This is a genomic window from Stappia sp. ICDLI1TA098 (assembly GCF_054880955.1).
Genome location: NZ_JBTZBT010000002.1, coordinates 407,327 through 430,296, shown reverse-complemented (window position 1 = coordinate 430,296; position 22,970 = coordinate 407,327). Strand labels below are relative to the sequence as shown.

The window sequence follows — 22,970 nt, the reverse complement described above, 5'->3', positions numbered from 1 at the left end:
GTGGCATCCGTCATTCAAGGAGAACGACATGACAGCCCTCGTTCTGATAGCTGAAGACGACGATGAGATCTCCGCGATTCTGGACGCCTATCTCGTGCGAGAGGGATTCCGAACGGTTCAGGCGCGAGATGGCCGCACCGCGCTCGACCTGCACCTCGCGTTGAAGCCGGACCTTGTCCTTCTCGACGTCACGATGCCCCGCCTCGACGGGTGGGAGGTCCTGGCGGAACTGCGACGCCGGGGAAACACGCCCGCCATCATGATCACAGCCCTCGACAAGGACATCGACCGTCTTCAGGGTCTTCGCATCGGGGCGGACGACTATGTTGTGAAGCCTTTCAACCCGATCGAGGTCGTGGCCCGTGCGAAGGCCGTCCTTCGCCGCTCGGGGCTCGCGACGGGGGCGGGCGTCTTGCGGGTCGGCGATCTCGCGATCGACCTCGACGCCTATCAGGCAAGCTTCGAGGCCGGCGCCAGGGCAGCTCCGCTTGCGCTGACGCTCACCGAATTCCGCATCCTTGCCCACATGGCGCGGAACCCTGCCAAGGTCTTCACCAGAAGCGAGTTGGTGGACGCCTGCCTGCCGGGCTCCGATGCGCTCGACCGGACGGTGGACAGCCATATCAGCAAGCTGCGCAAGAAGCTTGAGCAGGCTGGAGCGGCCGGCCTGCTGCCGGGGGTGCGGGGCGTTGGCTACCGGCTTTCGGCGTGACGTGATGGGCCTGCGCACCGGATTGAGCCGGCAAATTCTCGTCGCCATGTCAGCCATCACCGTAATGGCGGGATTGCTGGTGTTCTTCGGGACCTATCTCGCCTACACGGCAATCGTCGCCTTCTACCCGATGTCGGAGCCCGAGGGCGGGCTGAGCTCCGTCGATTTTGCAATCGTGGGCGTGCTGATCCTCATCACGCTGCCGCTCGCGGCGGTGGTCTCCGTGCGCCTCGCGCGCCGGATCCTCGAGCCCCTGGACACGCTTGCCCGGAGCGCTCGACGCATCACCGCGGGTGATCTGACCGCGCGTGCCTCTTCCGGCGACCGGGCCCTTGGCGAGACCGCTGGTCTGATCGACGACTTCAACACGATGGCGCAACGCCTGCAGGACATGGCCGCCGACATGGCCCTTTGGAATGCCACCATCGCGCACGAACTGCGCACCCCGCTCACCATACTGAAGGGGCGCCTGCAAGGCATGATCGATGGCGTGTTCGAGCCCGACGAGCGCTCGCTGCAGGGACTGGTTCTGCAAGTCGACGGGTTGGCTCGACTGGTCGAGGATTTGCGCACGGTGACGCTTGCCGACAGTGGCCATCTGGATCTGCGCATTGAGCCGATCCGCCTCGCACGGGAAATCGAGCAGATGGCGGACCTGATGGCGCACGACCTGCGTGCCGGCGGCTTCCGCTTGCAGCTCGAGCTGGCCGACCTCACGGTTCTGGCGGACGCGATGCGCATCCGCCAGGCCTTGCTGGCTCTCGTCACCAACGCGCGGCGTCATGCCATCAAAGGCGTGATCACGATCACCGTGACCGCGCGCGACGAAACGGTCGTGCTCGGCGTTGCCGATGAGGGGCCCGGGCTCTCGCAAGAGACGACCACCCGGGTCTTCGATCCCTTTGTGCGCGGCGACCCGGCCCGCTCGCGGGAATTGGGCGGCAACGGCCTCGGCCTCTCCGTCGTGCGCGCCATCATGGAGGCGCACGGCGGGCGCCTGCGCTACCGGACCGCTCCTGAAGGTGGGGCTCTGTTCGAAATGATCTTCGTGAAGACCACGTGGCCCGATCCGGCGCGCGATGCCTAGCCCAAGCGCTGCAAGGCTCCGCCCGCCCTGCGCCGGGCTTCTGGCGGGCCTGCCTCTGCGTTGCGCGCCATTGCATGACGTGCCGCTTTCCAGTACCAAAACCTTTGCGAGTAGCCGAAAGCCATCTCCCCTGAAGGCCTGGAGAAAGTCCAGGCCCAGCCCGGGCGCGCCGGGCCAGCGACCGGAGACACGGCTGTTGGGTTTCGCCAAGGGAAACCTCGAGACATATCGGCTCCACCGCAGGCGGCTTGTCGACTACGCGGCATCGATCGTGGGCGACAGGTCCCGTGGCGAGGATATTGTCCAGGAGGCGTTCATCCGCATGGGCGGGGTGGCCTCGGATCGTCGGATCGACGAGCCGGTCGGGTACCTGTTGCGCATTGTGCGCAATCTCGCTCTCGACTGGCGCCGGCGCAACGCCGGCGAGGTCCGCCTGTTCGACCCGGACTTCGGGGTTGAGGACGCGGCCGAGGACCGCCCCTCGATCGAGGATGAGCTTGCCCACAAGGAACAGCTCCATCTCCTCATGCAGGCCCTCTCCGAATTGCCGGCTCGCACGCGGCTCGCCCTCGAACTGCATCGCTTCGAGGGGCTGAAGCTGCGCGAGATCGCGGTGCGTCTGGACATCTCCGTATCGCTTGCCCATTCCCTTGTGTTTCAGGGGCTGGATCATTGCCGCAGACGTCTGGCGAAACGATCCTGATCGGTAATTCTTGAAAAAACCGCCGGTTCAAACGTCCATCGTTTAGACAGCGCAACGATCACGGCTCGGGGCGAGGGTGCCGCGCTGCGGCCAAGAAGGGAGAGGCGGCGATCGAACCGCGAGACGACAAAGACGGCCGCGCGCAAGCGGCGATGACCTGGCTCATCGCCTTGCAGGACGACCCGGACAACCGGGAACTGCAGCATCGTATCGAGGTCTGGCGCGCGCTTTGCGAAGAGAACGCGCACGCCTATGCGGAAGCGCTCGGCGTCTGGGAGATGCTTGGGGAACTGCCTGCGGACGCGCGTTTCGCCGGAACGGACAGACCGACCAATAGCGGTCACGTTGCGGCACCGGTCGGGAGTGCTTCGCAGGCGCCTCCGCCTGCCGCGCGCGGCGCTCCGCCGGCAAGCCCTCGGCGATGGATGCGCCGGGGGCTTGCCGGCGGAGCGGTGTGCGCTCTTGCCGCCTGCCTCGCGGTTTTCCTGCTCCCCGCGGTTCTTGTCTGGCTGTCGGCCGACCACATCACCGGAACGGCCGAATTGCGCCAGATCCGTCTTGAGGACGGAACCTCCGTCTTTCTCGGCGCGGCCAGCGCGCTGGATGTGGCGTTCGAGCCGGAACGGCGGCGCGTGCGCCTTCTTCAGGGCGTTGCCTTTTTCGACGTGACGCGCAATCCCGAACGGCCTTTCGTCGTCGATGCCGGGGGTGTCGAGACAACCGTGTTGGGAACGGGTTTCGAGGTGGGCCTGGCCGCCGGCGGCGTTGCCGTTGCCGTCGGCAGTGGCCAGGTCGCGGTGGCTCCGAAGAGCGCGGAACCACGCTCCCGCGTCGATCTCCTGCCCGGCGACTGGACGCGCATCGATGCTGCCGGACACGTCGAGCGTGGAACAGGCTCGCCGGATCTCGTCGCCTCCTGGCGCAAGGGGCTTCTCACGGTGAACGACGAAACGGTTGCCGGCGTCGCCGACGACCTGGCCCGCTACTATCCGGGCGTCGTCATGGTCGTCGGCGAGAGGCTCGCGCGCCAGCGTGTCACCGGTGTCTTCAGGACAGAGGATCCCGTCGCCGCACTGGAGGCGGTCGCGGCTGCCCATGGCGCCACTCTGAGGCAGGCGGGCCCCTGGCTCGTGATCATGTCATCTATTTAAGATATTGATTTTAAACGCAATTAAAACATGAGTATTTTTCTCTGAAAAAAAGCCCGCCGGCTTCGTCTCTTGAGTGAGAGGAGCTTCGCGGGCCGTGCCTGCCAAGCTCGGGGTCACCAACGAGAGCGATGGACGGCAATGCAGTTTGTGGTGAGTGGGGCGGGAGCGCGGCGTCGCATGGTCGGCGCGTTGCTTCTTGGGGTTTCGACATGCGGACTGACCGGCGTATTGCCGGCACAGGCCCAGCAGGCGGGGGAGGGCCTCGCCGAGGCGCAGGTCGCGCGGTTCGATATTCCCGCCCAGCCGCTGCCCCGCGCCCTGGCCGTGTTCGGCCAGCAGGCCGGCCTGCAGGTCTCGGTGGACGCGGCCGCTGCCCGTGGCCTCGACGCGCCGGCGATCTCGGGCGCGCTGACTGCCGGCCAGGCGCTCGGCCGGCTGCTCGCGCGCAGCGGTCTTGCCTGGCGCCCGGGTGGTGCCCGTACGGTCATCGTCTATGACCCGGCCGCGCCGGGGACGGTCGATGTCGGTGGCGGCGATGCGACCCGGCTGGCCCCCATCGTCATCTCCAGCCTTTCGGGCTACGGCTACCAGGGCACGCCCGACTGGGTCTATTCGGATCCCGCCAGCGTGAGCGTGGTCTCGCGCGAAATGATCGAGCAGGCCCCGGTGCGCAATACCCGCGACCTGCTCGACACGGTCGCCGGTGTCTATGTGAACCGCTCCGAAGGTCAGAACCCGGGCATCGCGGTCAACATTCGCGGCCTGCAGGATCAGAACCGTGTCGTCACCATGATCGACGGCGCGCGGCAGAACTTCCAGCGCAGCGGCCATGGCGCGAGCCAGCGGACCTATGTCGACACCGCCTTCGTCCGCGAGGTGGACGTGGAAAAGGCGGCGACCTCCGGCGTCGGCGGCGCGGGCGCGCTTGGCGGTACGGTCAATTTCCGCACGCTGGAGGCGGACGACCTGATCGAGGCGGGCCGCACCTGGGGTGTCGAGGCGAGCGTCGGAACGGGAACCAACGCCTTCGAGTTCGACGGTTCGGTGACGGCGGCGGCGCGTGTGTCCGATCGGTTCTCGGTGATCGCCGGCGTCAGCCACAAGAAGGTCGGCTCCTATGACATCGGCAAGAACGGCACCGTCAAGCTGATGGACGACTTCACCTATGTGGACGAGACCGTCATCTTTACCGGCCAGGACGTCGTGACCACCTTCCTCAAGGGCGAGGCCGATCTCAGCGACACGCTGAAATTCACCCTGAGCTGGATGCGCAACCGGACGGAATCGAGTCAGGGCTCCTATTCCGCGGGCAACGGTTTCGACGAGGATACCGAGGAGATCACCAACAACACCATCGTCGCGAATCTCGCCTGGAACCCGGAGAGCGCCCTCGTCGATCTGAAGGCGAGCCTTTGGTACAATCATCTGGCGAATGACGAGACTCGCGGCTACGTGCTCGATCCCAGCGTTCTCTTCCCGGTCGACTACAAGATGGCGACGGTGGGGGGCTCGCTTGAAAACACGAGCCGCTTCGACATCGCTTTCGGGGCCCTTTCGGTCAACTACGGCGTGGAAATGTTCCACGACGACGGCAGCACGCAGGCCGATGCCGATTATCTCGCCTCGGCCTACCCCATTGTCGGAGATTCCGGGGCCGACCTGTCGGTCGGGTTCAGCGGCGCCAATCCGAACGGTCGCCGCACCATGGTCAGCGGCTTCGCCAATGTCACGCTGGAGCATGACGACTGGCTGACCCTGTCGGGCGGTCTGCGCTACGACCATTCGAAGCTTTGGGGCTCGACGACGATCTACGGGAACGCGGTCCGCACACAGGTGCCTTGCGACCCTGGCGATACCAGCTTCACCTGTCGCCGATACGGATACACCTGGGCCAATGTCCACCCGGGCGCCGATGTCTCGGTGGACCGCTCGGACGGGGCGTTGCTGCCCAATGCCATGGTGGCGGTCAAGCCCCTCGACTGGTTGCAGGCCTTCGCCCGCTTCTCGCAAAGCTACCGGGCGCCCTCGGTCATGGAAGCGCTGATCGCCGGCGGGCATCCGCCGCCCGCCCTGCCGGTCGACAACGCGCCCAATCCGGATCTGAAGCCGGAACGGGGCAATACCTACGAGGTCGGCGTCAACATCTCGCGCGACGGCATGTTCTCCCAGGAGGACGGGTTCCGCATGAAGGCGGTGGCCTTCTACCGCGAGATCCAGGACTACATCTCCATGGGTACGGTGCGCCGGGCCGAGTTCAACAAGGAATACAGCTCCTATGTGAACATCGACGGCACGACGCGGATGAGCGGTGTCGAGATCGAGGCCGGCTATGATGCCGGGCTCTACTATCTCGGCGGTGCCTTCACCTGGCTCAACACCGACTTTGGCAACACCTACACCTACGAGGGCGTGTCGCGGCCGGTGGAGCCTTCGGTGATCTTCGTGCCGCCGGAGTTCAAGGTGACGCTTGATGCGGGGGTGCGCCTGCTCGAGAAGCGTCTGACGCTGGGTGCGCGGATGAACCATGTCGGCGGCACGAACCCGGCCATCGGTTCGCTGGCATCGGGGTACGTGACCAGCGACTACACCCTCTTCGACCTCTACGGATCGCTCAAGTTCAACGACAACGCGAAGCTGCGCTTCGGGGTCAACAACCTCACCGACGTGGCTTATGTGCCCGCGCTTGGCGCGGATTCCCTGCCTGCGCCAGGCCGCACGATCTCGGCCTCTTTCAACGTCAAGTTCTGACGAGCTTCGCGGCGCCACCCAAGGTGCCGCGCCCCCCGGTTCGCCGAACGGCGGACATCTGAAGACGCTCCCTCGGTGCCCGCCGGTGCCACGGAGCCAGCCTCAAGGAAACGACCATGACTGTGAAGATCGACCTCAACGGCGTGACCGATCTGCTCGACTACCTGGAGAACTCCTGGGTTGCGAACTATTCCTACAACAGCCACGGCTTCTTCGCCGGACCGGGCGCCAGCAACGACTACAGCCAGTGGGGCGCGGGCAACGCCGGCACGTCCCAGTCCGCCGTCCTGCTCAATGGCGACTTCGACTATGGCGCTCCGGGCGGGTTCAACGGAGACATCGACAGCCTGGTCTTCGGCAACAATCTTGCCGGAAGCGGCTCGGGCTACACGATCGATGCGTCGGTAAGCTTCGACCTGTCGGGCGCGACCACCAGCGGCTCGTTCAACTACGCCATCTACTACATGTCGAACACCGGCAACCTGAACACCTTCTACGACTATCTGGGCGAGCAGGGCACCGAGCAGACCAGCTCGTCGGCCGACGAGGTGTTCTACGGCTTCGACGGGGTCGACACGTTTGTCTTCGACGGTGGCTGGGGTGATGACAGCATCGATGGCTTCGCGGACGGCCAGGACCTGATCGACCTGAGCGGGCTGGGCTTCAGCGACTTCGCCGACTTCACCGCCAACGGTGGTGCTGTCGACAATGTCAACGACGTCATCTCCTACAATGACGGGTCGACGACGAGCACCATCTCGCTGGTCGGCTTTACCGGAACCATTGACGCTTCCGACTTCATCTTCGTCTGAGACACGCTGTAGTGTTGCAAGCCCCACAGCGGACCCCGTCGCAGCCTCTGGCTGCGACGGTGGTTGCGTCTCTCCGACAAAGCATGGCGTCCATAGCGCTCATCAGCGGGGTTGTAAATCTCCTCGCCCTGACCGCGCCGTTGTTCATGCTGCAGGTCTATGACCGGGTGCTCGCCAGCCGCAGCATCCCGACGCTGATCGGCCTCGCCGTGCTGGCGGCGGGACTTTATGCGGTCCAGTCGGTTCTCGACATCCTGCGCGCGCGCGTGTTGCTCAGGCTCGGCGAGCGCGTCGACCGGCAATTGTCGAACCGCGTGCACGAGGCGATCATCCGCCTGCCGCTGCGCCGCCGCGTTCCCGGCGACGGGCTCCAGCCCTTGCGCGATCTCGACAATCTGCGCGGCTTCCTCTCCGGGCAGGGGCCTACGGCATTTTTCGATCTTCCCTGGATGCCTGTCTACCTTGGCATCTGCTTCCTGTTTCACGTCTGGATCGGCGTCACGGCGCTTGTCGGCGCGCTGGTGCTGGTGGCGCTGACACTCGTCACCGACATGCTGTCGCGCGGGCCGACCCGCGATGCCATGCGCCATGGCATGACCCGCAACGCGTTGATGGAGGCGTCCCGGCGCAATGCCGAATCCGTCTGGGCAATGGGCATGGCCGGCCGTCTTGCCGGGCGCTGGCAGCAGGCGAACGCAGCCTATCTTGCAGCCAACCGACGGGCCGGCGATGTCGCCGGCGGCCTGGGAGGCGCTTCCAGGTCTTTCCGCATGATGCTGCAGTCGGCAATCCTCGGCGTCGGCGCCTGGCTCGCCATCCAGCAGGAGGTTTCGCCCGGCGTGATGATCGCCAGTTCAATCATGATGGGGCGTGCGCTTTCTCCCGTGGACCTTGCCATCGGCAGCTGGAAGCCATTCCTGATGGCGACCCAGAGCTGGGCGCGCCTGAAGGAACTGCTGGTTCTGGTTCCGGCCGGGAGGGAGCTCATGCCGCTGCCCGCGCCGGAGAGCGAACTGAAGGCGGAGGCCGTGACGATCGTGCCTCCCGGCGCGCGCAAGCCCACTGTTGCCGGTGTCGGCTTTACGGTTTCCGCCGGCAGTGCGCTGGGCATTGTCGGGCCGAGCGGAAGCGGCAAGTCGAGCCTGGCGCGGGCGCTTGTCGGCGCCTGGGACGTCGCCAATGGCAAGGTAAGGCTCGACGGAGCGAGCCTCTCCCATTGGGATGGGGAAGCGCTCGGTCGTCACATCGGCTATCTGCCGCAGGGCATAGATCTTTTCGACGGCACCATTGCGGAGAACATCGCCCGCCTGGTGCCCGGTGCCGAGCCGGCGGCCGTCGTCGCGGCGGCAAGGGCTGCCGGTGCCCATGACATGATCCTCAGGCTGGAGGAGGGCTACGAGACGCAGGTCGGCGAGGCGGGGTCGGCGCTTTCGGCCGGTCAGCGCCAGCGCATCGGCCTGGCCCGCGCGCTTTTCGGCGATCCCTTCCTCGTCGTGCTCGACGAGCCGAACGCAAATCTCGACGCGGAAGGCGAGGCAGCCGTCACCGCGGCCATCGAGGGGGTGCGTGCGCGCGGCGGCATCGCGGTCGTCATCGTTCACCGCCCCGGCGCGCTCGGCGCCGTCGATCTGGTGCTGATGATGGACGCAGGGCGGGCGCGGGCCTTCGGTCCGCGCGACGAGGTGCTGGCAAAGGTCGCCCGCCCGTCGCACGCCGCGCCGGCGGTGGCGCAAAAGGGCGGATTTGGCGCGCCCGTGGCGACCGGATTCCGGCCCATGGGGCGGCCGCTGGCGCCTTTCCGCGTCGTCTCCGGTGCATCGGGTGAGGCGGACACGGGCGATGAAGCCGCCAGCCGCCGGGACAAGGAGCAGGGTGCCAGGGAGCAGGACGATGATGCAGGACAATGATGTCGCCGGCCTGTCGCGCTCGATATCGCGCCATCTGCTGGCCGGGCTTTTGGTGTGCCTGGTTCTCGTTGTCGGCGTCGGCGGCTGGGCGGCGGCGACCAGCCTTTCGGGCGCCGTGGTCGCCAGCGGCACCTTCGTCGTCGACTCCTACGTGAAAAAGGTCCAGCACCCGACCGGGGGCGTCGTTGGCGAAATGCTGGTGAGCGAGGGGCAGCGCGTTGCAGCGGGCGAGACGCTGATCCGCCTTGACGCGACGCAGACCCGCGCGCGGCTGGCCATCGTGCTCAAGCGTCTCGACGAGCTGCGCGCTCGCAAGGCGCGGCTCGAGGCGGAACGGGATGACCTCCACGAGGTGACTTTCGACAAGGCGCTCGTGCAGAGGTCCGGGACGGAAACCGGGCTTGCCGCCACGCTTGCGAGCGAGGCGCGGCTCTTTTCCTTCCGCAGGCGGTCGCGTGAAGGCAAGAAGGGGCAGCTCGGCGAGCGGATCAGCCAGTTCGAAAAGGAGATCGAGGGGCTGAGGGCTCAGGAAACCGCCTTTGACCGGGGGCTCGCCGTTCTGGAACAGGAGCTCGACGGCCTGCGCGGGCTCAAGGAGCGTGGCCTTGTCAGTGTCCAGCGTCTCAACGCGCTCGACCGGGAAGCGGCGAGGCTGGGCGGAGAGCGCGGCGAGGCCATCGCCGGTCAGGCACAGGCTGCCGGCCGCATATCGGAAGCACGGCTGCAGATTCTCCAGATCGACAGCGACCTGAAGACGGAGGTGGGCGCGGAGTTGCGCGAGATCGACGCGCAGATCGGCGAGTTCGTCGAACGCCGGGTCGCGGCGGAGGACGAGTTGCGCCGGATCGACATGATCGCGCCACAGGCCGGCATCGTGCACCAGCTCTCGGTTCATGCCGCCGGCGCCGTGATCTCGCCGGGCGACGTCGCCATGCTGATCGTGCCGGACCGCGACCGGCTTGCGGTCGACGCGCGCATCGCGCCCAGCGATATCGACCAGCTCAGCATCGGACAGAAGGCGGTGCTCAGGCTGTCGGCTTTCAATCAGCGCACCACGCCTGAGCTTTCGGGGACGGTCACCCGGATCGCCGCCGACCTGACCCATGAGGAGCGCACGGGAGTTTCCTACTATCTGGTCAGGATCTCCGTGCCGCCGGAGGAGCTGGCAAGGCTGGGGGCGCTGGAACTGGTGCCCGGCATGCCGGCGGAGGCGTTCATCCGCACCGGCGAGCGCACGGCGCTTTCCTATCTGGTGAAACCGCTCTCCGACCAGATCGCCCGAACCTTCCGCGAGGACTAGGCATGCCCGGAAGGTGTCCAAACGCCGGCGTTTCCTGCAATTTCTTGCGAAAATTTACGCTGAAGTGAGTCTGGAACTCGTGAAATTGTCGCGGCGAGGGGCGCTTCAGCACTCCACCACGTTGACCGCGAGCCCTCCCTTCGAGGTCTCCTTGTACTTGTCGGTCATGTCGAGGCCGGTCTGGCGCATGGTCTCGATACAGCTGTCGAGCGGCACGAAATGGGCGCCGTCGCCGTGCAGGGCGAGCGAGGCAGCGGTGACCGCCTTGACCGCGCCGAAGGCGTTGCGCTCGATGCACGGCACCTGAACCAGTCCGCCGATGGGATCGCAGGTCATGCCGAGGTGGTGCTCGAGAGCGATCTCGGCGGCGTTCTCCACCTGCGTGTTGGTGCCGCCGAGCGCGGCGCAAAGACCGGCGGCGGCCATCGCCGAGGCGGAGCCGACCTCGCCCTGGCAACCGACCTCCGCTCCCGAGATCGAGGCGTTGGCCTTGATGATGCCGCCAACCGCGGCCGCGACCAGCAGGAAGGTGCGAACGCCGTCGCGGCAACCGTCCGGGCAGTGGTCGAGATAGTAGCGGATGACGGCCGGCACGACGCCCGCCGCGCCGTTGGTCGGGGCGGTGACCAGCGTTCCGCCGGCGGCGTTCTCCTCGTTGACGGCCATGGCGTAGACGCCCAGCCAGTCCATCACCGTGTGCTGGAAGGCAAGATTGCGGCCGGTCTCGTCCATGAGCTTGCGGTGGATGTCGCGCGCCCGGCGGCGCACCTTGAGCCCGCCGGGCAGGATCCCCTCGCGGTTGAGCCCGCGTTGCAGGCAGGCGTTCATCACCTCCCAGATCCGGTCGAGGCCGGCGTCGAGATCCGCGCCCGGCTCGCGGGCGACCTCGTTGGCGCGTTTCATTGCCGCGATCGAAAGGTCGGAGGTGTCGCCCATGGCGAGCATTTCCTTCGCCGTCCTGAAGGGGAAGGGGACGCCCGTCTCCCGCGTGTCGGGCATCAGGTCGTCGCGGGCGCAAAGCTCGGCCGCGTCGACGACGAAGCCGCCGCCGATGGAATAGAGCGTTGCTTCCAGCAAGGCTTCGCCGCTTTCGTCGAGTGCGCGGAAGATCATGCCGTTGGCATGTCCGGGAAGCGGAGGGCCGTAGTCGAAGACGAGATCGACCGCCGGATCGAAGGCGACGGGGCCGAGCGTCTCGACGTCGACGCACTTTTCGCGCGCGAGCCGCTCCATCTCGGCCTCGACCGTGTCGGGATCGATGGTCGCCGGATCATGGCCGAGAAGACCGAGGCAGACCGCGCGGTCGCTGGCATGGCCCTTCCCGGTGAAGGCAAGGGATCCGTGCAGCGAGACGGCGAAACGCGCCGGCCGGAGTTTGCCGGCGCGAAGCGCGTCGAGAAAGCGCCCGGCCGCCACCATGGGGCCCATCGTGTGCGAGGATGACGGGCCGATGCCGATCTTGAAGATGTCGAACACGCTGATGAACACGGATGTTTTCCCTCCCCGGACAGATCCGGCCCGGATCATGGCGTGCTTTGCCGCTTGCGTCACGCGCAGCCGGCGGGAAGGACGCAATGTGAAAACTTCCTGTCGTTTTTGGCTGGTTGGCTTGCGCCCGGCCTACCCGGCCTCGGGCCACAGGAACGCGTAGACGGCGAGCGAGAAGCCGACGTGCTCGCGCAGCAGCGCCACGGCGGCGGGCGCGTCGCGGGCGAGCGTCGCCTCCATCATCGCGGTGTGATGGGGGAGACCGACGGTTCGCGCAAGGAGCTCCTGGAAGTCGGCGCGGGCCTGCTCGTCGAGGTCGCGTTGTCTGCCCGGACCGAAGATCATGTGCCGGTGATGGCGGCGAAGCTGCTCGGTGAGGTGCTGCTGGAAGCGCATCAGCGAGGACGACTGGCCAGCGGCGAGAAGCGCGGTGTGGAAGGCGTCGTGCGCGGTCTCCCATTGCGCGGTCTCCGCCTCGCCGATGCTCGGGCCGAGCGCGGGGGCAAGCGACAGGCGATGGTGGGTGGCGACGAGACGGTCTTCCCAGTCGGCGTCCCCGGAGGCGATCGAGCGGGTCAGCAAGGCCTCCTCGACCGCCTGGCGGGCAACCTGGAGGTCGCGGATCGAGGCGGCCGAGACGGGGGCGACGCGATAGCCCCTGTTGCGCTCGGAAATCACCAGCTGCTCCGCCTCCAGACGGGAGAGGGCCTCGCGCAAAGGCGTCCAGCCGAGCCCGTAGCGGGCGCTGAGGCCGGCGACCACCAGCGGCGCGCCGGGCGCAAGCTCGCAGCGCAAGATATCTGATTTCAGCCGTTCGACGGCATCGTCGGTCTTTGCCATGGCGGATCCGTGTGTCGGCTGGTCGCGATCATCGCGGGCGATAAAATATAATCATCCAGATTATATATAATAGGGTTGAGCGCGGCAATTCGACTTGCTAGCCTGCTTGAGACAGGTCCGGCGCCGGACGCCGGGCCCCTGGAGACCCAGGGCGTGCCCGCGTTGGCGCGTCCGTGAGGAAGGGCAGCCGGCCATGACAGGTCAATCCGAAGTCGATTGCGCCGCGCTTGATCGCGACGATCCGCTCGCGGCCAAGCGCGCGGCGTTCACCTTGCCTGACGGGGTGATCTATCTCGACGGCAACTCGCTTGGCGTGCTGCCGTCCGCCGTGCCGGCCCGCATGCGCCACGCAGTGGAGACGGAATGGGGCGAAAGCCTGATCCGCGCCTGGAACGAGCACAACTGGATCGACCTGCCGCAGCGCGTCGGCGACCGCATCGCGCGCCTCGTCGGTGCCGCTCCCGGTACGGTGACCGCCTGCGACAACACCTCGATCAATGTCTTCAAGGTGCTGGCGGCGGCGCTCTCGCTGCGTCCCGAACGCAAGGTGATCCTGTCGGACAGCGGCAATTTTCCGACCGATCTCTACATGGCGCAAGGCTTGCGCAACATGCTCGACAAGGGGCATGAACTGCGGATCGTCGAGCCGGAAGCCGTCGCCGACGCCATCGATGACAGCGTCGCGGTGATGATGCTGACCCAGGTCGACTACCGCACCGGTCGCCTGCACGACATGAAGGCGCTGACCGACAAGGCCCATGCCGCCGGCGCACTGGCAATCTGGGACCTGGCCCATTCCGCCGGCGCCTTGCCGGTGGAACTTGACGCGGCTGGCGCGGATTTCGCCGTCGGCTGCGGTTACAAGTATCTGAATGGCGGCCCCGGCGCGCCGGCGTTTCTCTATGTCGCCGCCCGCAACCAGCCGCATGTCGCTCCGGCGCTGTCGGGCTGGATGGGCCATGGCGCTCCGTTTGCCTTCGACCTCGACTTCCGCCCCGACGAGGGCATCGGCCGCATGCGGGTCGGCACCCCGCCGATCCTGTCTCTGAGCGCGCTCGACGCGGCCCTCGATGTCTTCGACGATGTCGACATGACGGTGCTCAGGGCCAAGTCGATCTCGCTCTCGGAGCTTTTCATCCGCGAGGTCGAGCGCCGCTGTCCGGATCTGGAGCTTGCAAGTCCGCGCGATCCGGCGGCCCGCGGCTCGCAGGTTTCCTTCCGTTTCAAGCACGGCTATGCGCTGATGCAGGCGCTGATCGCGCGCGGCGTCATCGGCGATTTCCGCGCCCCCGACGTGGCGCGTTTCGGCTTCACGCCGCTGTATCTCTCCCATGCCGACGTGCTTCGGGCCTGCGGGATCCTGCAGGAGGTCCTGGACACACGCGCCTGGGACCAGCCGCAGTTTCATGCGAAGGCCAAGGTCACATGAGCGACGCAAGGACGACGGGGATGTCTCCCTACGATCCGGCCGACGACGGTGCGGAAATGGCGTTCGACGGTCGCATGTCCTATGGCGACTATCTGGCCTTGCCGAAGATCCTGTCGGCGCAGCAGCCGCTTTCGGACGCCCATGACGAGCTGCTGTTCATCATCCAGCACCAGACGTCGGAGCTCTGGATGAAGCTCGCGATCCACGAGCTTCTCGCCGCCAAGAAGAGCATCGCCGCGGGCGAGGTGCAGCCGGCCTTCAAGATGCTGAGCCGCATGGCGCGCATCTTCGAGCAGCTTACCGGCGCCTGGCAGGTGCTGCGCACCATGACGCCCTCGGAATACACCGACTTCAGAAGCTCGCTCGGCCAGTCCTCGGGCTTTCAGTCGTATCAGTACCGGGCGATCGAATTCCTGGCCGGCAACAAGAACGCGGCGATGATGCGTCCGCACGCCCATGTCAAAGGCGTGCATTCCTGGCTCGAGGAGATCCGCCAGGATACCAGCATCTATGACGAGGCGATCCGCACGCTGGCGCGCTCCGGCTTTGCCATCGACGCCGACCACCTGAACCGCGACGTGTCTCAGCCCTATGTGAAGAACGAGAGCGTTCATGCGGCCTGGCTTGCGGTCTACCGCGATCCCAGGACACACTGGCCGCTTTACGAGCTTGCCGAGAAGCTGGTCGATTTCGAGGATTATTTCCGTCGTTGGCGCTTCAACCATGTCACCACCGTCGAGCGGGTCATCGGCTTCAAGCGCGGGACCGGCGGCACGTCGGGCGTGCCCTATCTGCGGCGGATGCTCGAGGTTGTGCTGTTCCCGGAGCTCTGGGAGATCCGCGCCGACATGTGAGGCTGGCGGGAGGAGGGGAGAGAAATGTCGCGACTGATCGACATCACGCCGCCGCTTCGCCCGGGCGCGGCGGTGTTTCCGGGCGATGCGCCCTACAAGGTGACCAGCACCTTCGCCATCTCTCCGGGCTGCCCGGTCAATGTCACCGAGGTGTCGCTGTCGACCCATTGCGGCGCCCATGCCGACGCGCCGCTTCACTACGCCGCCGACGGGGCCTCGATCGACGAGCTCTCGCTGGATGATTATATCGGCCCGGCCCGGCTGATCGATGCGCGTGGCGAGGGGCCGCTGTGTCGGCCCGAGGCACTGCTGCCGGCGCTGGAGGGCGCGCCGGCGCGCATCCTGTTGCGTCTGGCCGACGGGCTTGACCCCGATCGCTGGCCGCACGGCTTTCGCGCGCTTGCTCCCGAAACGGTTGAAATGCTGGCCGAACGCGGCGTGCGCCTTGTCGGCGTCGACGTGCCTTCGGTTGATCCCGAGACCTCGAAGGACCTGCCGTCGCATATGGCGTTCCTGCGGAACGACATGAGGATTCTGGAGAATCTGGCGCTCGAGGGCGTCGAATTCGGGGATTATGAGTTGATCGCGCCGCCATTGAAGCTAGAAGGGCTCGATGCGGCACCGGTGCGGGCGGTCCTGCGCCGAGTCTGAAAGCCGCGACGTCAAAATGTCGAGGGAAGCTGTCCGAACCGATGCCCGATCAAAGAGGCACGGACGGAAAAAGGCGGGGAGACAGGGAAATCATGAGCGCACACGCGCATATGCTCGAGGTCGACGGGCTCGTCATGGATTATGGCGGGTTCCGAGCCGTCGACCATTGCTCGCTTGTCGTCGACGAGGGAGCCATCACCGGCCTGATCGGACCGAATGGCGCGGGCAAGACGACGCTCTTCAATCTGATCGCGGGAGCCTTTCCGCCGAGCGCGGGGCGCATCCGCTATCTGGGCGAGGACGTCACCGGCCTCTCGACCGACCGGCGCTTCCACCGCGGTCTGGTCCGCACCTTCCAGATCCCCCATGAATTTCATCGCCTGAGCGCGCTGGAAAACCTGATGACGGTTCCCCCGTCACAGGCCGGCGAGAGCCTGCTCGCCAACTGGCTGGCGTGGGGGCGTGTCGCGCGCGATGAGACCGAGGTGCGCCGTCGCGCCGAGGAAACGCTGGCTTTTCTGGAACTCTCGCATCTCGCCAACGAGCGGGCCGGCAATCTGTCCGGTGGCCAGAAGAAGCTTCTCGAACTCGGTCGCACCATGATGACCGATGCGAAGCTGGTGCTCCTCGACGAGCCCGCCGCCGGCGTCAATCGCACGCTGCTGCGCAAGCTGGAGGAGAAGATCGCGATCCTCAACAAGGAGCGCGGCTACACCTTCATCCTGATCGAGCACGACATGGAAATGATCGAGAAACTCTGCGATCCGGTGATCTGCATGGCCGAGGGGCGGGTGCTGATCGAGGGCGACTTCGCGACCGTGCGATCCGACCCGCGGGTGCTTGAGGCCTATCTCGGCGAGACGGTCGCGGAGGCTGGCGAATGAACAGCTTTGTCCATATGGGCGATATCCTCGACATGCGCGGCGTCTTCGGCGGCTATGGCGATGCCAACATCCTGCAAGGCGTGACAATCCGCGCAGCGCGGGCCGAGATCGTCGTCATCGTCGGTCCGAACGGGGCCGGCAAGTCGACCGCGATGAAGGCGATCTTCGGCCTGCTCAACGTGCGCGACGGCACGATCAGCGTCGACGGCACCGACATCACCGAAATGGAGCCCAACCGCATCGTCGAGGCGGGCGTGTGCTACGTGCCCCAGGTCAACAACGTCTTCCGCGAGATGACGGTGCACGAGAACCTGGAAATGGGGGCCTTCCTGCGCTCCGGCGATCTGTCGGCGGCCTATGACCGGGTCTACGGCCTGTTCCCCGATCTCAAGGAGCGCCGGCGCGCGCTGGCCGGCAATCTCTCGGGCGGACAGCGGCAGATGGTGGCCATGGGCCGGGCGCTGATGCTTGAGCCCAAGCTGCTCCTGCTCGACGAACCGACGGCGGGCCTGTCTCCCAAGTACATGGAGCAGATCTTCCAGATCTGCCGGGACGTGCGCGAGACCGGCGTCACCATTCTCCTGGTGGAGCAACACGCAAAGCAGGCGCTGGCCTTTGCCGACCGCGGCTACGTGCTTGCCTCCGGCGCCAACCGGCACGAAGGCACGGGGGCGGAGCTTCTGGCCGACCGCGACGTCGCCGCCATGTTCCTGGGAGGTTGAGCGATGGGCGCGCTCGAGATCATCAATTTCTACCTGGTGCCCGGCATCGTTGTCGGCTCGATCTATGCGCTGGGCGCGGTCGGCATCACGCTGGTGTTCGCGATCCTGCGGTATGCGCATCTGGCGCATGGCGATCTGGCCACCCTTGGCGCCTTCCTGGCGCTGGGCATGGTGAGCGTCGCCGGCGTCTCGCCCTATGTGGCTCTGCCGGTCACCATGGCGCTGACGGCGGCTGTCGCCGTTTTCATCGACAAGACCTTCTATGCCTATCTGCGCGAGCGGCCGAAGATCGTCACCGTGATGGCCTCGCTCGGCGTCGCGCTGATGCTGCGCTCGGTGGTGCAGGTCGTGTGGGGGGTCGATTCGGAGACCTACACCCGCGGCATCACCCGGCCTGAAAACTGGTTCGGCCTGCGCATCCGTGACCGCGAGATCGTCACCGTGCTGGCCATGATCGGGCTTGTCGCGGGCCTGCAGCTCTTCCTCAAGTACAGCAAGTGGGGCAAGGCCATGCGCGCCATGTCCGACAATCCGGACCTGGCGCTCCTGTCCGGCGTCGACAACCGCAAGGTCGTGATCCTCACCTGGGTGATCGTCGGCGGCCTGTGCGCGGCCGCCGGCGTCTTCCTCGGCCTCAACTACGAACTGAAGTCGATGATGGGCTGGACCATGCTGCTGCCGATGTTCGCAGCCGCGATCCTGGGCGGTGTCGGCCGGGTCGAGGGCGCCGTTCTCGGCGGTCTCATCGTCGGTATCGCCGAGGAAATGTCGACGCTGGTTCTCCCGACCGAATACAAGGCGGCCACCGCCTTCGCGATCCTGCTCATCATGCTCGTTGTGCGCCCGACCGGGTTGCTCAAGGGCAAGGTCCTTTAAGGGGGGAACGACGATGGAATGGTTCGGACTCCTCAACTACGCCGTCTACATGGCGATCTTCATCTGCATCTACGCGCTGCTGTCGCTGGGTCTCAACATCCAGTGGGGGTTCACCGGCCTCTTCAACGCCGGCATCGCGGGCTTCTTTGCCGTCGGCGCCTATACATCGGCGATCCTGACCTCGCCCGAGGTCGCAAGCCGCATCGGCGGCTTCGGGCTGCCGGCGCCGGTGGGCTGGATCGGCGCGATGGTGGCCGCCAGCCTCATCGCCTGGCCGATCGGCAAGATCTGTCTGCGGCTGCGCTCCGACTATCTGGCGATCGCCACCATCGGGGTCGCCGAGATCATCCGCCTCGTCATCAAGTCCGAGGGCTGGCTGACCGGCGGCGCGCGCGGCATCACGGGGATCCCCAACCCCTTTGCCGATCTCTCCTACTTCTGGTCGCAGGTGGCCTATCTCGCCATGGTCGGCGGCATCCTGCTGGTCGCCTACCTGCTCGTCGAGCGGCAGATCGCCTCGCCCTGGGGGCGCATGATGCGGGCCATCCGCGACAATGAGGACGCCGCGCGCGCCATGGGCAAGGACGTGCCCTTCCGCCGGCTCGAGGCGTTCATCTTCGGCTCGGCGCTGATGGGCCTCGGCGGTGCTTTGTTCGCCCATTTCAACCGCACGATCACGCCCGAGGCGATCGATCCGATGGTTGCCACCTTCCTGGTGTGGATCATGCTGATCCTCGGCGGGTCGGGGAACAACCGCGGCGCGATCCTGGGCGTCGCGGTGATCTGGATCATCTGGTCGATGTCGGAGATCGTCACCGACCAGTTGCCGGCCGACTATGCGGTGAAGGCCAAGTATCTGCGCATGTTCCTGATCGGACTGATGTTGCAGGTCGTGCTGCGCTTCCGTCCCGAGGGGCTGCTGCCCGAGCCGAGCGGGAAGCGAGCTGAGCCGCCCGGCGCCGCGCATGAGCCAGACCGGCCTTGAAGCCTTCGCACGTTTCGGTTGAAACTGCGGCACGGCCGGTCGGACCCGGGGATTTGCGCCCACAGGGGCGAACCCGGGTCGCCGGCCTCGGAACTTCGGAAGCCGACACACTCTGTGGCGGCTCCGCGGACCGCGCGCGGCCCCTTCGCGGGGCGCGCGGGCGGGGACAATGACAATATGTGGAGGTGAGTGATGACCAAGTTTCATGCTGCTCTCGCGGCCGCGTTTCTCGGCGCGACGGCGCTTGCCGCGCCTGCCCAGGCGGATGTGAAGATCGGCCTTCTCGGCGGCGTGTCCGGCCCGATCGCGGCCATGGCTCCGTCGATGATCGATGCGGCCAATCTTGCCCTCAAGCAGGTCAATGACGCCGGCGGTGTACTTGACGGCGAAAAGCTTGTGGCCGTGGTCGGCGACAGCGCCTGCAACCCGCAGAACGCCACCGACGCCGCGACCAAGGCGGTCAACATCGAGGGTGTCGTCGGCATCGTCGGCCCGTATTGCTCGGGCGCGGTCCTGGCGGCCGCCAACTCGGTGACCATCCCGGCCGGCATCACGGCGATCTCGCCGTCGGGCACCTCGCCCGAGATCACGTCGCTGAAGGACAATGACACCGTGTTCCGCACCGTGTCCTCGGACGACTACCAGGGCCGGGCGCTGGCGCGCACGCTGCTCGAGCGCGGCACCAAGAAGGTCGCCGTCGCCTATCTGAACAACGACTACGGCAAGGGACTGGCCGACTCCTTCAAGGAGGAGTTCGAGGCCAAGGGCGGCGAGATCGCCGGCTTTGCCGCCCACGAGGGCGAGAAGGCCTCTTACCGCTCCAACCTGGCCGAGCTTGCGTCGGGCGGTGCCGACACGCTCGTCATCCTCGACTACGGTGACGGCTCCGGCCTGACCATGCTGCGCCAGGCGCTGGAGAACGGGTTCTTCGAGAACTTCGTCGGCGCCGACGGCATGAAGTCCGACGCTCCGATCAAGGAACTCGGCGCGGAGAACCTGACGACCTTCTTCGCCTCCTCGCCGGTCGGCGAGAAGTCCGATGCGCTGGAGATGTTCAGCAAGGCCTTCACCGAGGCCGGTGGCGATCCCAACGCCATCTTCGTCACCACCTCTTATGACGCAACCTTCCTGATGGCGCTTGCCATCGAGAAGGCCGGTGGTGACAAGGCGAAGGTCCACGAGGCTCTGCGTGCGGTCAGCAACGGCGAAGGCGAGCCGATCCTGCCGGGCGAATGGGCCAAGGCCAAGGAGCTGATCGATGCCGGCAAGGCCATCGACTACAAGGGCGCGGCCGGCGATCACAACTTCGATGAAAACGGCGACGTTCCGGGCAGCTATGCCCTGTTCAAGGTCACCGACAAGGGCTTCGAGCTCGTCACCGAGATGAAGTGATGCCCGCTCCCGCGCCGGACCTCCTGTGGGGGGACGGCGCGGGGGTTGCCTCCGCCTCGCGTGGAGGAATGCAGTGCCGAGAGCTGACGGCGGCCCCCGAAACGGGGGCCGCCATTTTTCGTTCTACCCGCGGTCAACGCGCGCGCGCACAAAAAAACCGGCGCGGGTAAGGCGCCGGTCGGGTCGGTGCAAGTTGGGCGTGCGGCCTATTGGGTCGCGGCCGCGCCCATTTCCATCGCCTCGTCCATCTTCAGCAGGAAGCGGATTTCGTGGCGGTCCTCGGCAAGCTCGGCGATCGTATGGGCATCAAGCACCGTCATGAACGCTTCGAGAGCTTCGTGCAGCAGCCCGTTGAAGCCGCAGGAGGTGATCAGCGGGCAGTCACGCCGGCCCGAATCGAAACACTCGGCGAGAAGAAAGCTCTCCTCGGCCGCGCGCACAACCTGTCCCACCGTGATCTCGCTGGCCGGCTTGGCGAGCATCAGACCGCCATTGCGCCCGCGGATCGTCCGGACGAAGTTGTTGCTGACAAGCACCTTCAGGATCTTGAAGAGGTGCGCTTCCGACATCTCGAAGCTCGCGGCGACATCGGCGACGCGGCTCGGGGTATCGGGATTCGCCGCGCAGTAAATGAGCGTGCGGACGGCATAGTTGGTTTGCTGAGTGAGGCGCATGCTCATAGATATGCGTCGCGGGGCGCGCTACGTCAACGGGGGTTTCGCAAAAAAACATGCATCTTATTGTCATGTTTTAATTTTCACGCGGCAGGCGGCGGCCGTTGTAGCGTCGAACCCTCGGCAATCCGGCGCAGGACGGGTTTCGGCTTGCAATTTTCCGGCATGACATGAATTATGAATCATAATTCATGTTTAGGAGGAGGAAGCGTCGTGATCGGGAGCACGGGAGGGGCGTCCGGGCGTCCGGGAAGGCGAAAGCCGGCGGACGTGGCGGCGGCTGGGCGCGCGGATGCGCCGGAGGCTGGCGGTGACACGTCTGCCCCGCGCCCGAAGACGGCGCGCGGCGAAGCAACGCGGCGCGCAATCCTGTCGGCGGCGGAGACCGTCATCGGCCGGCAGGGTTACAGCGAGGCATCGATCGGCGCGATAACGCGCGAGGCCGGCGTTGCCCAGGGGACATTCTACATCTACTTCGCCAGCAAGGACGAGGTGTTCTCGGAACTTGTCGCCGACATGGGGCGGATGTTGCGTCATGTGATCAATGAGGCGACCGCCGGCTTTGATGACCGGCTCGCGGCCGAGCGCGAGGGATTGCGCGCGTTCCTCACCTTCGTGTCGACGCACCCGGAACTCTATCGCATCGTCCAGGAAGCGCAGTTTGTCGATCCCGCCGCCTATCGCGCCTATTTCCGAACGTTCGCCGAGGGCTACCGCGCCGGCCTCGAAAAGGCCGCCGCTGCGGGGGAACTGCGCCCGGGTGACGCCACCATCCGCGCATGGACGCTGATGGGCATTGCCCGCTCGCTGGGCGAATATCAGGTGGTCTTCGAGGGAGGGGCCGCGATCGACGATCTTGTCGCCTCGGCTCATGACCTGCTGGAAAACGGCCTGCGTTGCGGGCGTGGGCCTGCGGGGGGCGACGATGGCTGAGGCGCCGACGCGGGCGCGTGGGGCGACGTCCCTGGCGCATCTCGAGCTTGCCGGCGGGAGCGCCCGGATCGTTCTCGACCGGCCGGGCCGGGGCAATGCGCTGATCCCGGAACTTCTGCACCAGCTGCGCGCGGCAATCGCGGCCGCGCGCGACGCCGGGCCGCGCGCCCTTGTGCTTGCGGCGAAAGGCCGTGCCTTTTCGGCTGGCGGAGATGTCGCCGCGTTCCAGGACCATGCCCGCACGCCGGAGGGCCTTGCCGCTTATGCGCAGGAGATCGTCGGGCTGCTCAACCAGGCGATCCTCGATCTGCTGTCGTTTCCCGCTCCGGTGATTGCCGCCGTCAATGGCGCGACAACCGGAGGAGCGGCGGGCTTCGTGCTGGCCGCGGACATGGTGATCATGAGCCGGGAGGCTTTCCTCCAGCCCTACTACGGGGTCATGGGGTTTGCCCCCGACGGAGGCTGGACCGCGCTCCTGCCGGAGCGCATCGGAACGGCGCGGGCGCTTGAGGTGCAATATCTCAACACGCGGCTGTCGGCGGAGGCGTGCGAAGCGCTTGGTCTGGCGAGCCGGGTTTGCACGGCCGAACGGCTGGACAGCGAAGTCCGCGCGCTGGTCGCCGAACTGTCGAAGATGGACGCGGGCAGCCTGCACGCCACGCGCGCGGCGGTATGGACGCCGGCCCGTCGCGCCCGTGTCGCCGAGGCCCTGGAGCGCGAGCGGCAGGGGTTTCTGTCGCTGATCGGCAGGCCGGAGACCCTGGCGCGCATGGCGGAATTCACCTCGGCGCGGCGTGCCTAGGGCGGAAATACAGGTCGAAC

At 66.4% G+C, this 22,970-nt stretch carries 21 protein-coding genes; 18 read left to right on the top strand and 3 right to left on the bottom strand.

Annotation, left to right across the window (positions count from 1 at the left end; genetic code table 11):
• Positions 1 to 28 precede the first annotated feature (28 nt).
• The 8 genes from ACSLUQ_RS12310 (at position 29) to ACSLUQ_RS12275 (ending at position 10,420) form a co-directional block, all read left to right on the top strand.
• Entirely contained in the window at positions 29 to 712 is a 684-nt protein-coding gene (locus ACSLUQ_RS12310) for a response regulator (protein WP_417772244.1), read from the top strand.
• A gap of 4 nt (positions 713 to 716) precedes the next feature.
• Complete coding sequence (locus ACSLUQ_RS12305) at positions 717 to 1,799, top strand: ATP-binding protein (protein WP_461808693.1); 1,083 nt, start codon at positions 717 to 719, stop codon at positions 1,797 to 1,799.
• A gap of 196 nt (positions 1,800 to 1,995) precedes the next feature.
• The gene (locus ACSLUQ_RS12300) at positions 1,996 to 2,502 is read left to right on the top strand and encodes a sigma-70 family RNA polymerase sigma factor (RefSeq protein ID WP_417772246.1); all 507 of its coding nucleotides are present in this window, start codon (positions 1,996 to 1,998) and stop codon (positions 2,500 to 2,502) included.
• A gap of 152 nt (positions 2,503 to 2,654) precedes the next feature.
• On the top strand, positions 2,655 to 3,653 hold the full coding sequence (locus ACSLUQ_RS12295) for a FecR family protein (protein ID WP_461808692.1): 999 nt from the start codon (positions 2,655 to 2,657) through the stop codon (positions 3,651 to 3,653).
• 138 nt (positions 3,654 to 3,791) lie between these two features.
• A complete protein-coding gene (locus ACSLUQ_RS12290; protein ID WP_461808691.1) occupies positions 3,792 to 6,401 on the top strand; it encodes a TonB-dependent receptor in 2,610 nt (869 codons plus the stop codon).
• 116 nt (positions 6,402 to 6,517) lie between these two features.
• Entirely contained in the window at positions 6,518 to 7,213 is a 696-nt protein-coding gene (locus ACSLUQ_RS12285) for a hemolysin (protein WP_417772249.1), read from the top strand.
• Between the two features lie 14 nt (positions 7,214 to 7,227).
• Positions 7,228 to 9,120, top strand: a complete 1,893-nt coding sequence (locus tag ACSLUQ_RS12280) for a type I secretion system permease/ATPase (RefSeq protein WP_461808987.1) — start codon at positions 7,228 to 7,230, stop codon at positions 9,118 to 9,120.
• Positions 9,107 to 10,420 (top strand): HlyD family type I secretion periplasmic adaptor subunit, encoded by a 1,314-nt coding sequence (locus tag ACSLUQ_RS12275; RefSeq protein ID WP_461808986.1) that lies wholly within the window; start codon positions 9,107 to 9,109, stop codon positions 10,418 to 10,420. Before ACSLUQ_RS12280 ends, ACSLUQ_RS12275 begins: the two co-directional genes overlap by 14 nt.
• Before the next feature lie 105 nt (positions 10,421 to 10,525).
• Here the strand turns inward: ACSLUQ_RS12275 and ACSLUQ_RS12270 are convergent, their stop codons facing one another.
• Both ACSLUQ_RS12270 and ACSLUQ_RS12265 read right to left on the bottom strand, forming a co-directional pair.
• The gene (locus ACSLUQ_RS12270) at positions 10,526 to 11,908 is read right to left on the bottom strand and encodes an L-serine ammonia-lyase (protein WP_461808690.1); all 1,383 of its coding nucleotides are present in this window, start codon (positions 11,906 to 11,908) and stop codon (positions 10,526 to 10,528) included.
• Between the two features lie 132 nt (positions 11,909 to 12,040).
• On the bottom strand, positions 12,041 to 12,748 hold the full coding sequence (locus ACSLUQ_RS12265) for a GntR family transcriptional regulator (RefSeq protein ID WP_461808689.1): 708 nt from the start codon (positions 12,746 to 12,748) through the stop codon (positions 12,041 to 12,043).
• Positions 12,749 to 12,941: 193 nt separating this feature from the next.
• On the opposite strand from ACSLUQ_RS12265, the gene kynU reads away from it, so the two are divergent.
• The 8 genes from kynU to ACSLUQ_RS12225 all read left to right on the top strand — a co-directional run bounded on the left by kynU (position 12,942) and on the right by ACSLUQ_RS12225 (position 20,541).
• On the top strand, positions 12,942 to 14,177 hold the full coding sequence (kynU, locus tag ACSLUQ_RS12260) for a kynureninase (RefSeq protein WP_461808688.1): 1,236 nt from the start codon (positions 12,942 to 12,944) through the stop codon (positions 14,175 to 14,177).
• On the top strand, positions 14,174 to 15,031 hold the full coding sequence (gene kynA / locus ACSLUQ_RS12255) for a tryptophan 2,3-dioxygenase (protein ID WP_417772253.1): 858 nt from the start codon (positions 14,174 to 14,176) through the stop codon (positions 15,029 to 15,031). The genes kynU and kynA overlap by 4 nt, the downstream gene beginning before the upstream one ends.
• A 24-nt stretch (positions 15,032 to 15,055) precedes the next feature.
• Positions 15,056 to 15,682 (top strand): arylformamidase, encoded by a 627-nt coding sequence (gene kynB, locus ACSLUQ_RS12250; RefSeq protein WP_461808687.1) that lies wholly within the window; start codon positions 15,056 to 15,058, stop codon positions 15,680 to 15,682.
• A gap of 110 nt (positions 15,683 to 15,792) precedes the next feature.
• A complete protein-coding gene (locus ACSLUQ_RS12245) occupies positions 15,793 to 16,566 on the top strand; it encodes an ABC transporter ATP-binding protein (protein ID WP_417772554.1) in 774 nt (257 codons plus the stop codon).
• Positions 16,563 to 17,288 (top strand): ABC transporter ATP-binding protein, encoded by a 726-nt coding sequence (locus tag ACSLUQ_RS12240; protein WP_417772255.1) that lies wholly within the window; start codon positions 16,563 to 16,565, stop codon positions 17,286 to 17,288. Before ACSLUQ_RS12245 ends, ACSLUQ_RS12240 begins: the two co-directional genes overlap by 4 nt.
• A 3-nt stretch (positions 17,289 to 17,291) precedes the next feature.
• The gene (locus ACSLUQ_RS12235) at positions 17,292 to 18,164 is read left to right on the top strand and encodes a branched-chain amino acid ABC transporter permease (protein WP_417772256.1); all 873 of its coding nucleotides are present in this window, start codon (positions 17,292 to 17,294) and stop codon (positions 18,162 to 18,164) included.
• A gap of 13 nt (positions 18,165 to 18,177) precedes the next feature.
• The gene (locus ACSLUQ_RS12230) at positions 18,178 to 19,149 is read left to right on the top strand and encodes a branched-chain amino acid ABC transporter permease (protein ID WP_417772257.1); all 972 of its coding nucleotides are present in this window, start codon (positions 18,178 to 18,180) and stop codon (positions 19,147 to 19,149) included.
• Between the two features lie 192 nt (positions 19,150 to 19,341).
• Complete coding sequence (locus ACSLUQ_RS12225) at positions 19,342 to 20,541, top strand: ABC transporter substrate-binding protein (RefSeq protein ID WP_417772258.1); 1,200 nt, start codon at positions 19,342 to 19,344, stop codon at positions 20,539 to 20,541.
• 206 nt (positions 20,542 to 20,747) lie between these two features.
• Here ACSLUQ_RS12225 and ACSLUQ_RS12220 read toward each other — a convergent pair whose 3' ends face one another.
• On the bottom strand, positions 20,748 to 21,215 hold the full coding sequence (locus ACSLUQ_RS12220; RefSeq protein ID WP_461808985.1) for an Rrf2 family transcriptional regulator: 468 nt from the start codon (positions 21,213 to 21,215) through the stop codon (positions 20,748 to 20,750).
• A gap of 213 nt (positions 21,216 to 21,428) precedes the next feature.
• On the opposite strand from ACSLUQ_RS12220, the gene ACSLUQ_RS12215 reads away from it, so the two are divergent.
• Together ACSLUQ_RS12215 and ACSLUQ_RS12210 are read left to right on the top strand one after the other, a co-directional pair.
• A complete protein-coding gene (locus ACSLUQ_RS12215) occupies positions 21,429 to 22,148 on the top strand; it encodes a TetR/AcrR family transcriptional regulator (RefSeq protein ID WP_417772259.1) in 720 nt (239 codons plus the stop codon).
• Positions 22,141 to 22,950, top strand: a complete 810-nt coding sequence (locus ACSLUQ_RS12210; protein ID WP_461808686.1) for an enoyl-CoA hydratase/isomerase family protein — start codon at positions 22,141 to 22,143, stop codon at positions 22,948 to 22,950. Before ACSLUQ_RS12215 ends, ACSLUQ_RS12210 begins: the two co-directional genes overlap by 8 nt.
• Positions 22,951 to 22,970 lie beyond the last annotated feature (20 nt).

What these genes read in the sequence shown, in the direction of transcription:
- ACSLUQ_RS12310 (WP_417772244.1), top strand. Translation starts at nt 29, where the DNA reads ATGACAGCCCTCGTTCTGATAGCTGAAGACGACGATGAGATCTCCGCG.
- ACSLUQ_RS12290 (WP_461808691.1), top strand. Translation starts at nt 3,792, where the DNA reads ATGCAGTTTGTGGTGAGTGGGGCGGGAGCGCGGCGTCGCATGGTCGGC.
- ACSLUQ_RS12295 (WP_461808692.1), top strand. Translation starts at nt 2,655, where the DNA reads ATGACCTGGCTCATCGCCTTGCAGGACGACCCGGACAACCGGGAACTG.
- ACSLUQ_RS12235 (WP_417772256.1), top strand. Translation starts at nt 17,292, where the DNA reads ATGGGCGCGCTCGAGATCATCAATTTCTACCTGGTGCCCGGCATCGTT.
- ACSLUQ_RS12230 (WP_417772257.1), top strand. Translation starts at nt 18,178, where the DNA reads ATGGAATGGTTCGGACTCCTCAACTACGCCGTCTACATGGCGATCTTC.
- ACSLUQ_RS12220 (WP_461808985.1), bottom strand. Translation starts at nt 21,215, where the DNA reads ATGCGCCTCACTCAGCAAACCAACTATGCCGTCCGCACGCTCATTTAC.
- ACSLUQ_RS12265 (WP_461808689.1), bottom strand. Translation starts at nt 12,748, where the DNA reads ATGGCAAAGACCGACGATGCCGTCGAACGGCTGAAATCAGATATCTTG.
- kynB (WP_461808687.1), top strand. Translation starts at nt 15,056, where the DNA reads ATGTCGCGACTGATCGACATCACGCCGCCGCTTCGCCCGGGCGCGGCG.
- ACSLUQ_RS12210 (WP_461808686.1), top strand. Translation starts at nt 22,141, where the DNA reads ATGGCTGAGGCGCCGACGCGGGCGCGTGGGGCGACGTCCCTGGCGCAT.
- kynA (WP_417772253.1), top strand. Translation starts at nt 14,174, where the DNA reads ATGAGCGACGCAAGGACGACGGGGATGTCTCCCTACGATCCGGCCGAC.
- ACSLUQ_RS12225 (WP_417772258.1), top strand. Translation starts at nt 19,342, where the DNA reads ATGACCAAGTTTCATGCTGCTCTCGCGGCCGCGTTTCTCGGCGCGACG.
- ACSLUQ_RS12275 (WP_461808986.1), top strand. Translation starts at nt 9,107, where the DNA reads ATGCAGGACAATGATGTCGCCGGCCTGTCGCGCTCGATATCGCGCCAT.
- ACSLUQ_RS12245 (WP_417772554.1), top strand. Translation starts at nt 15,793, where the DNA reads ATGCTCGAGGTCGACGGGCTCGTCATGGATTATGGCGGGTTCCGAGCC.
- ACSLUQ_RS12285 (WP_417772249.1), top strand. Translation starts at nt 6,518, where the DNA reads ATGACTGTGAAGATCGACCTCAACGGCGTGACCGATCTGCTCGACTAC.
- ACSLUQ_RS12305 (WP_461808693.1), top strand. Translation starts at nt 717, where the DNA reads ATGGGCCTGCGCACCGGATTGAGCCGGCAAATTCTCGTCGCCATGTCA.
- kynU (WP_461808688.1), top strand. Translation starts at nt 12,942, where the DNA reads ATGACAGGTCAATCCGAAGTCGATTGCGCCGCGCTTGATCGCGACGAT.
- ACSLUQ_RS12240 (WP_417772255.1), top strand. Translation starts at nt 16,563, where the DNA reads ATGAACAGCTTTGTCCATATGGGCGATATCCTCGACATGCGCGGCGTC.